At 39.4% G+C, this 7,679-nt stretch carries 8 protein-coding genes; 4 read left to right on the top strand and 4 right to left on the bottom strand.

Translation table 11 applies throughout. The annotated features are described in order from the left end of the window. The 4 genes from ASC50_RS03965 to ASC50_RS03950 all read left to right on the top strand — a co-directional run. Positions 1 to 663: AAA family ATPase (locus ASC50_RS03965; protein ID WP_158648400.1), on the top strand; the 663-nt coding region annotated here is incomplete at its 5' end. Positions 664 to 717: 54 nt separating this feature from the next. Beyond that, complete coding sequence (locus tag ASC50_RS03960) at positions 718 to 1,452, top strand: hypothetical protein (RefSeq protein ID WP_158648399.1); 735 nt, start codon at positions 718 to 720, stop codon at positions 1,450 to 1,452. 168 nt (positions 1,453 to 1,620) lie between these two features. After that, a complete protein-coding gene (locus ASC50_RS03955; protein ID WP_055432196.1) occupies positions 1,621 to 2,343 on the top strand; it encodes a glycosyltransferase family A protein in 723 nt (240 codons plus the stop codon). Then, positions 2,340 to 4,304 carry an LTA synthase family protein gene (locus ASC50_RS03950; protein ID WP_055432177.1) on the top strand — a complete coding sequence of 655 codons (1,965 nt, stop codon included), beginning with the start codon at positions 2,340 to 2,342 and terminating at the stop codon, positions 4,302 to 4,304. The genes ASC50_RS03955 and ASC50_RS03950 overlap by 4 nt, the downstream gene beginning before the upstream one ends. Here ASC50_RS03950 and ASC50_RS03945 read toward each other — a convergent pair. From ASC50_RS03945 to ASC50_RS03930, 4 genes are read right to left on the bottom strand one after another with little or no spacing between them, the layout of a single operon-like run. Further along, on the bottom strand, positions 4,263 to 5,213 hold the full coding sequence (locus ASC50_RS03945) for a glycosyltransferase family 10 domain-containing protein (protein WP_055432176.1): 951 nt from the start codon (positions 5,211 to 5,213) through the stop codon (positions 4,263 to 4,265). The genes ASC50_RS03950 and ASC50_RS03945 overlap by 42 nt on opposite strands. A gap of 7 nt (positions 5,214 to 5,220) precedes the next feature. Beyond that, positions 5,221 to 6,069: a glycosyltransferase family 2 protein gene (locus ASC50_RS03940; protein ID WP_055432175.1), complete on the bottom strand. Its 849-nt coding sequence runs from the start codon at positions 6,067 to 6,069 to the stop codon at positions 5,221 to 5,223. Positions 6,070 to 6,078: 9 nt separating this feature from the next. Beyond that, on the bottom strand, positions 6,079 to 6,369 hold the full coding sequence (locus ASC50_RS03935; RefSeq protein WP_055432174.1) for a hypothetical protein: 291 nt from the start codon (positions 6,367 to 6,369) through the stop codon (positions 6,079 to 6,081). Between the two features lie 51 nt (positions 6,370 to 6,420). Then, positions 6,421 to 7,209, bottom strand: coding sequence for a glycosyltransferase family 2 protein (locus tag ASC50_RS03930; protein ID WP_158648398.1), 789 nt, complete (start codon positions 7,207 to 7,209; stop codon positions 6,421 to 6,423). Positions 7,210 to 7,679: the final 470 nt, after the last annotated feature.

Below are 7,679 nucleotides of genomic sequence, written 5' to 3'. Positions count from 1 at the left end.
GGATATAAAACAAATCTACCTGAATTTCTACATGTTGGACCTCGTGGAGAACATACAATTAACATTCTGGCAAACTCCATGAATCTCAATAATGTAAATGATCTGCTTTATAGAGGAAATGATGCAAAATCTGTCCTTCAACAAACGATAGAATGGCTGGGGTATATTTTTGATGGAGCAAAAATTGACATAAAAGGACGAGATAAGGAAAGTAGTGTTCTTTATATGCTTTTGAATAATAAGAATAATTCGTATACTTATAAGCCTGCAAATGTTGGATTTGGCTACAGTTATGTCTTGCCTCTAATTGTTACGGGCTTAATAGCTAAGCCGGGAGAAATAATTATTATTGAAAATCCTGAAGCACACCTACATCCAAAAGCACAAGCCCGAATTGCAGAATTTTTCGCAAAAATTGCCTCTTGTGGAGTTCAGGTTTTCATAGAATCTCACAGTGAACATATTTTAAATGGATTACGTGTAAGTGCTTTAAATCCGGAAATTGCAATTAGTACGAAGGATATATCTATCCATTATTTTAACGAATCATTCAAACCGGAAAAGTTGGAAATGAATGAAAAAGCCAAAATACTAAACTGGCCGAATGGTTTTTTTGACCAACAGGAAAATGACTTAGCCGAAATATTTAAATACAGCAGATAATATATGGTAGCACATTTCTATATTTTGGCAGAATCATTTCAAAAAAATTCTAAATTGAGCGATAGCGAGATAGAAGAAAAAGTAAAACGCCTTGCAGAAGATGTAAAATTAATAAATCAGTACAAGGATACAAATAAACTGTACACAAATTATAGCGAAATTTATCCTCAGGTCTTTTATGCTAATTATACTGTTGAAAAATTTATTTGCAACCCACAGGAATTGAAACAAAATGGAATTGACCGCGATGTAATTAATTCTCTGCAAAACATTTTGCAAATGTCGGAGGAAACAATTAAAACTTCAACGGAAGTAAAAGACGAATTATTATCGTGGATTAATAAAGATAATTGTCATGGGTTAATTGCTTTTCATAAAATCAGTGGGTTCGACGATAGTGTGCAAATTATTTATGGAATGGATGGTTGGTATAAATTTAGGAGGCATTTTTTAGGTCTGTCTCCAAAAGATGCAAACTATTTTATTGATGAATGTATAAAGTATTTTCCATTGCTATATTTTCGTGAGGAAAATAAGGACGCAATCAAATCAATATTAAAGGAATGTCCGAAAAAAATTATTTACCACTTATCTGCACTCAATGATAAATTCAAAGATTGTGTAACGCCTGAACTGAAAGGACACAAGTCTTGGAGCAATTCAGCATTTATGCAGAACTTGACGAAACAGCCTCACTTGAAGGCGATGCAAAAAGAAAAAAGAATTTTACTTTTTCTTTTACGAACGAATCAGGAATACTTGAAGATGTGTGCTGTGAACCCCACCTAAAACTATGCTATTCTGATGATAATACATCTTATTCAACTGATAGACGTATCTATTTTCATGAAGGCAAGCCACATATACAACAAAACCGCATTCTTATAGGTCATATTGGAACCCATTTGTAATTTTTTTTTGCATTATTCAAAAATAATGGCTAATTTTGCACGAGATATGAAAAAGATACACATCATTACGCCGGTCAAAGATTCGTTGGAGACAACGATTCAGACTATTGAGAGCATCATGGCTTCGGACATCGCCTGTCCGTTTGAATACACTGTTTACAACGATTTCAGTTCAGACGAAAACTCGGCAAAGCTCGCTGCTTTGTCCCAAGAAAAAGGTTTTAATCTGTTGAATTTAAGCGACTTAACGCAACATCCATCTCCTAATTATTTGTTGGTTTTGCAAACGGCTCAACAGCGTGCTTTGAGTGAAAATGCACATTTGATAATTATTGAATCGGACGTAACCGTGCAGCGGGACACGATACAAACGCTTTACCAATTAGCAATTGCCAATGACCAATTGCCCGTTGGGATGGTGGCTGCGGTGACTGTGGATGCCGCCGGGGAGGTGAATTTTCCATATCTGTTTGCAAAAAAGTATAAACACGAAGCAGTGAAAACTAACAAACGGCTGAGTTTTTGTTGCACCTTGTTGACTAATGCGTTTTTATCCAAATTTGATTTTCGCCATTTGAATCCCGATAAAAATTGGTACGATGTAACCATTTCGCATCAATCCGTGAAGTTAGGTTTTGCAAATTATTTGCTGATGAATACCCCTGTGCTGCATTCTCCCCACAGCAGTCGTCCTTGGAAACTGCTGAAATACACCAATCCGGTGAAGTATTATTGGCTGAAATACACTAAAAAATTAGACAAAATATGAAAATTCACAATGACATCAAGACACAACCTCTCTTTGCTGTGCTGTGCAATTTGGGACTAATGGTGGTCGTTTATTACCTTTGCCGCATCGCATTTTTTGGGGTCAACAAAAGTTATTTCTCGGAAATAAACTTGCAGCACTTTTTGACATTGCTGAAAGGTGGTTTTCAGTTCGATGTGTCGGCTATTATGTACACCAATTTGCTGTATGTTCTGATGCAGGTTGTGCCGTTCAAATTCAGGCTGACTCCGCTTTATCAAACGATTGCCCGGTGGATTTTTGTGGTGAGCAACAGCATCGCCGTAATTGCCAACTGTTGTGATTTTGCTTATTTCCCGTTCATCAACCGGAGGACAACCTGCACCGTGTTTGCGGAATTTAAAAACGAAAACAACATAGCCCTAATTGTTGGCAATAGCCTCATCGACTATTGGTATGTGACACTATTCGCAGGACTGCTGATTTTTGCTATTTATAAATTGTATTACAGACCCATTGGTGGTGATACGGTAGGGGCAGGGCGCGCCCTGCCCCTACGGCGGGATGTATTTTATTATTTGCGGCATTCGGTGTTGATGGCTTGCTTTGTGTATCTTTCCATCGCCGGAATGCGTGGCGGCTTCGGACCTTCCACCCGCCCTATTGCAATCAATAATGCCAACCAATATACCAACAAAAGCATCGAGGCGGCGATTGTCCTAAACACTCCTTTTTCTCTGATACGCACAACTAATCGAACTGTTTATCGAAACCCAAACTATTTCAAGGATGAGGCGGAAATGGCTGCTGTTTACTCTCCTATTCATTACCCGATGCCGCAGGGAGAGTTCAAACCGCTGAATGTTGTGCTGATTATTCTCGAAAGTTTTGGAAAAGAATACTCCGGTTTTTTCAACAAGGAATTGGATAATGGCAATTACAAAGGCTACACCCCATTTTTGGATTCATTGTATGCAACCGGGCTTACCTTTAAATATTCTTATACCAACGGTCGCAGTTCAATAGATGCCTTGCCCTCGGTGTTTTCGAGTATCCCGATGTTTGTGGAGTCGTTTATCGTATCAAGTTACGTCAACAATGGCATCAGTTCCATCCCTGATGTATTGAAGGAAAAAGGATATTATTCCGCCTTTTTCCATGGAGCCTACAATGGCTCGATGGGGTTTCAGCCATTTACTAAAGCTGCCAAATTTGATGATTATTTTGGTCTGGAAGACTATCCCAATGGAGATAAAGATTATGACGGCACTTGGGCTATCTGGGATGAGGAATTTCTACAATTTTATGCCGACAAAATGGGCACGATGGCGCAACCATTTGTAACTTCCATATTCACCACAACCTCTCATAATCCATTTAATATTCCTTCTCGCTACAACGGAAAATTTCCTGAGGGCACAAAACCTATCCACAAGTGCATCGGCTATACAGACAATGCCTTACGACAATTTTTCAAACGAATGGCGCAATATGAGTGGTTTGAAAACACCTTGTTTGTTATCACCGCAGACCATACCAATCAAACCACTCACGATGAGTATTTTACAGATGTGAATTTATATGCCGTACCCGTTCTCTTCTATCAGCCGGGCAGCGAGTTGAGGGGGGTAGTGGATACGTTGGTGGTGCAGCAAATTGACATTATGCCAACTGTTTTGGATTATTTGAATTACGATAAGCCCTATTTTGCTTTCGGTCAGAACATCCTTAATACTCCAATGAAGGATAAGTTTGTTGCGAACTATAATAATTCGCGCTATCAACTGCTCAAAAACGATTATTTTTTGCAGTTCGATGGACAAAAGACAAATGCTGTATATGACTATAAATCAGACCCTTTACTTCGCGACAATCTGGCAGGAAAAGTGCCGGAGCAGCCGGAGATGGAAACGCTGTTAAAAGCCATCATTCAGCAATATTTAGTGCGCATGAGTGAAAATCGCCTTGAATGGGTGCCTTAAAACGCGATAGAAAGGTGCCCATCCGATTCCCCTATTCACGTATTTTTTGCCGGTTTGGAATATGTCCATCATGAAATCTGCCAATGCTCTCTCTTTATCGAATCCAAACAACGAATCATCAATCACAGGTTTTGCGCGCAGCATTTTCATATATTGCTCGTTGTCATTGTCCATCTCTATGATGCGGGCGACCAATGTGTCTAAATCCGGATAATCGTTGGCGTTGATAAATGCTGCCGGATTAAAAACCGTTCCTGCTTGTTCGTTGCCCCAATAAATAGGGATAGAGTGGGACAAAAGCGGGTCTATCATTTTTTCGGTCGTATAGCCGTCTGATTTGGAATTTTCAAAGGCGATGGTAAATTTATAGCCTTTGATAAATTCCTGTTTCCCGCGGTTCCAATCCCCTTTTCGCGGTTCTATGGCATTTTTCATATTGTTCAGCGATTTACCGGGGCAATCAATCGGCTTGTATTGCATCAGTTTTTTTGCAAATTCTATCCGCCATTTGCTACCAATGCCCAGTCGAGTGTTGCGATAAATAAAATTGCAGAATTTGCGTTGAGCCAAAGAATCCGGCAGCCCGGAATTGTCGTGACCTCGCAATTTCTCAAAGTCATAATTCAAATAATAGGGGATAGAAAGGTGTCTGTCGCCGTATTTCAGATTATGAAAACCAATGGCATAATCAAACAGGTTAAAGTCGGGAAATACATTTTCGGTATAGTAATAAATCCGAATCGGGCGTTCGCCATATTTCAGAAAGTCGTTGTTGAAACAGCCACACACGAGAAAATCAGGTCGGTCGCTGATTTCCAATTTCACCCGTCCTGATAATAACTTCACAAATTCATCTTGGATAACTTTGTTATCCCACTGCCCACAAAAGGCTATTTTAATTGTTTGCATATATCTGTTACAAAGTGTTTGTGTTTTTACTATAAATCGGAATTATCCCAAACAAATATGCTTTCGTTTTGCCAATAGATTTTTTGACTTTTATCAGTGGGATGCCATACCACTTTTTACCTTTTGCCAAATAGAAAAGGTCTTTTTGAAATTCTTTATCCGTGGTCAGAAAATCCAAGATATTTTGTTTAATCCGCCGCGCATTAGCACGCTGGATTTCGCCCTTTTTGCGCGAAATGTTCTGGTTATGCCAGCGGTATTTGAACAGTATTTCCTGTAAATTATAAAATTTCAGAATACGCATTGCCCGCGACCATAACTCATAATCTTCCGCCAGCGGATAGTCATCGTTGTAAAATAAGTTATATTTCATAAAATCTGCACGACGCCACATGACTATCGGATGCGCAATATAACAGCCCCTTAACATATCAATAAGTTGGATATTTTCAGGATGTATGATGATTTTATTGCTGTCTCCAAATCGTTGATAGCAAGAGGAACACAACGAAATATCCGGATGAGTGTCCAAAAAAGCAACTTGTTTTGCAAATCGTTCGGGCAGCGATATATCATCGGAATCCATGCGGGCAATGTATTCACCGTTTGCGGCGCGAATTCCATTGTTCATTGCACCAACCTGACCTGTATTTGCCTGTTGTTCTATATACACAATTCGCGGGTCTGCGTATGATTTCACTGTTTGTGCCACAGACGCATCCGTGCTGCCGTCATTGATAATGATAAATTCAAAATCGGCAAAAGTTTGTGTCAAAATACTGTCAATCGCTTCCCGCAGATATGCGCAGGGAGTGTTATAGACCGGCATAATGACTGATATTTTAGGTGTTTTCATACTATTTATTTATGCCCAATCAAGAAATATATTTTTTATACCACGCAATTCAATAATGTTTTTTATAGCATCGTCAGGCATGTTATGAAAAATATATCTGTATTTTGGCGCAACCGTGGCATTTTCCAACATCAGTTCTGTCTGTCCAAAACCATTGGGGTCAGCCATCGCGTTTATGATATATTTTTGATTTGTAATAATCTGACGGTGTCCTTTCTTTGTGTACGACACAACTTTCATCCCGAACAATTTAATGATTCGCCGCCCATGATGCAGTTTTTCTTTGCTTATTATTTTCATTTTATTTCTTTTAAAATATCAATCTATAATTTCAAAATCGCGGCAAAGGTACTAAAAATAGTGAGAACCTTTTACCAAACTGGAACTTTTGTTTGCAGTCGAAACATAATATCTGTCCTCGTCTGTATAGTCAGTCGGCATCACATACCATGGCGTATGGCGGGCAACATAATCTCCGGCAACCCTGATTGCACGGTAAAAATCCCGCTTCGTCGCTTTGTCGCTCGGACGATAAAGAGCAAATGTGGTGTCCAATTGGGCATCGTATAATTCTAAATCCGGATGATTTTCCAAGCGATTTTTCCAGAATTGCCGCTCGTAAGTTATTACGCCATCATATTTTGTCACATCATCTATCTTCAGCGCAAATCCGACCTTTGCCGCAACCGGATATTCGCACAACAATCGCAGAAATAATTTCATGAAATCATCCGGAACATCGTCCGTTGGCAATATATCGGCATCGGTAACAACATAATATTGCGTTTCAATGACATCATTAAATTTGCCGCTTTTCCAAAAAACTTTATGCCCATAATTTTTGTCCATAAAATGAACGGTGTGTTTCGACTGATTCAGATATTCCAGCAACGGAGGGTAAGTGGATTGATTATCAACTATATGAATATTGGTAAATCCCCGTTTTTCCAGAAATCCGACCAACGATTGAACGTATGACAACCGATTGTAACTGATAATATAAATTGGGATTTGTTTGACATCAATATTCGGAACATTCGCAGGAATGCGCTGCATTTTGGGGCGCAGTTTATTACGAAAATCCTTCCGCTTCCACCGGTTGACAGGATGAACTATTGCCGCTAAAACATTGATAATCATTTTTTTCATACGCGCGGGTCAAGTAATGATAATTCCTCCATCCGAAAGGTTTTTCTCAGCCTTTCAATCCTGCGAATATTTTTTTTGAGTCGCGGAGCGCAATCTCTCGCCAATGCACAAATAACTGCGTTAGAATTTTTCACCATCGTCTGCCTTTGTAAAAATTGGGTGCAAAGGTACAAAATATTTTATGACTATCCGCAATCATACCACTTGGCTTTCGCTCCTTTGTCCCGCAGGGACAGCACAATGCGGCGTTCTGTGTCCCGCAGGGTAGGGTGTTCAAACCGTTCTCCATTTTTCCTACGAAGCCAACAGCGTTTTTCTTCTTTTAACTGTCTGGTTTTCAGTCAGATTTTCTTCTTGCCATGTATCTAATTCTTTCAGGCAAACATTTTCTAAGGTGCTCTTGAAGTTGATGCTGGACATGCCGGTCTTCGCATCTATTTTTGTTCGAAGTGGCACTATAA

This window comes from Candidatus Symbiothrix dinenymphae (assembly GCF_001431085.1).
The sequence above is the reverse complement of the archived record's forward strand: the minus strand, read 5'-3'. Positions and strand labels throughout refer to the sequence as shown.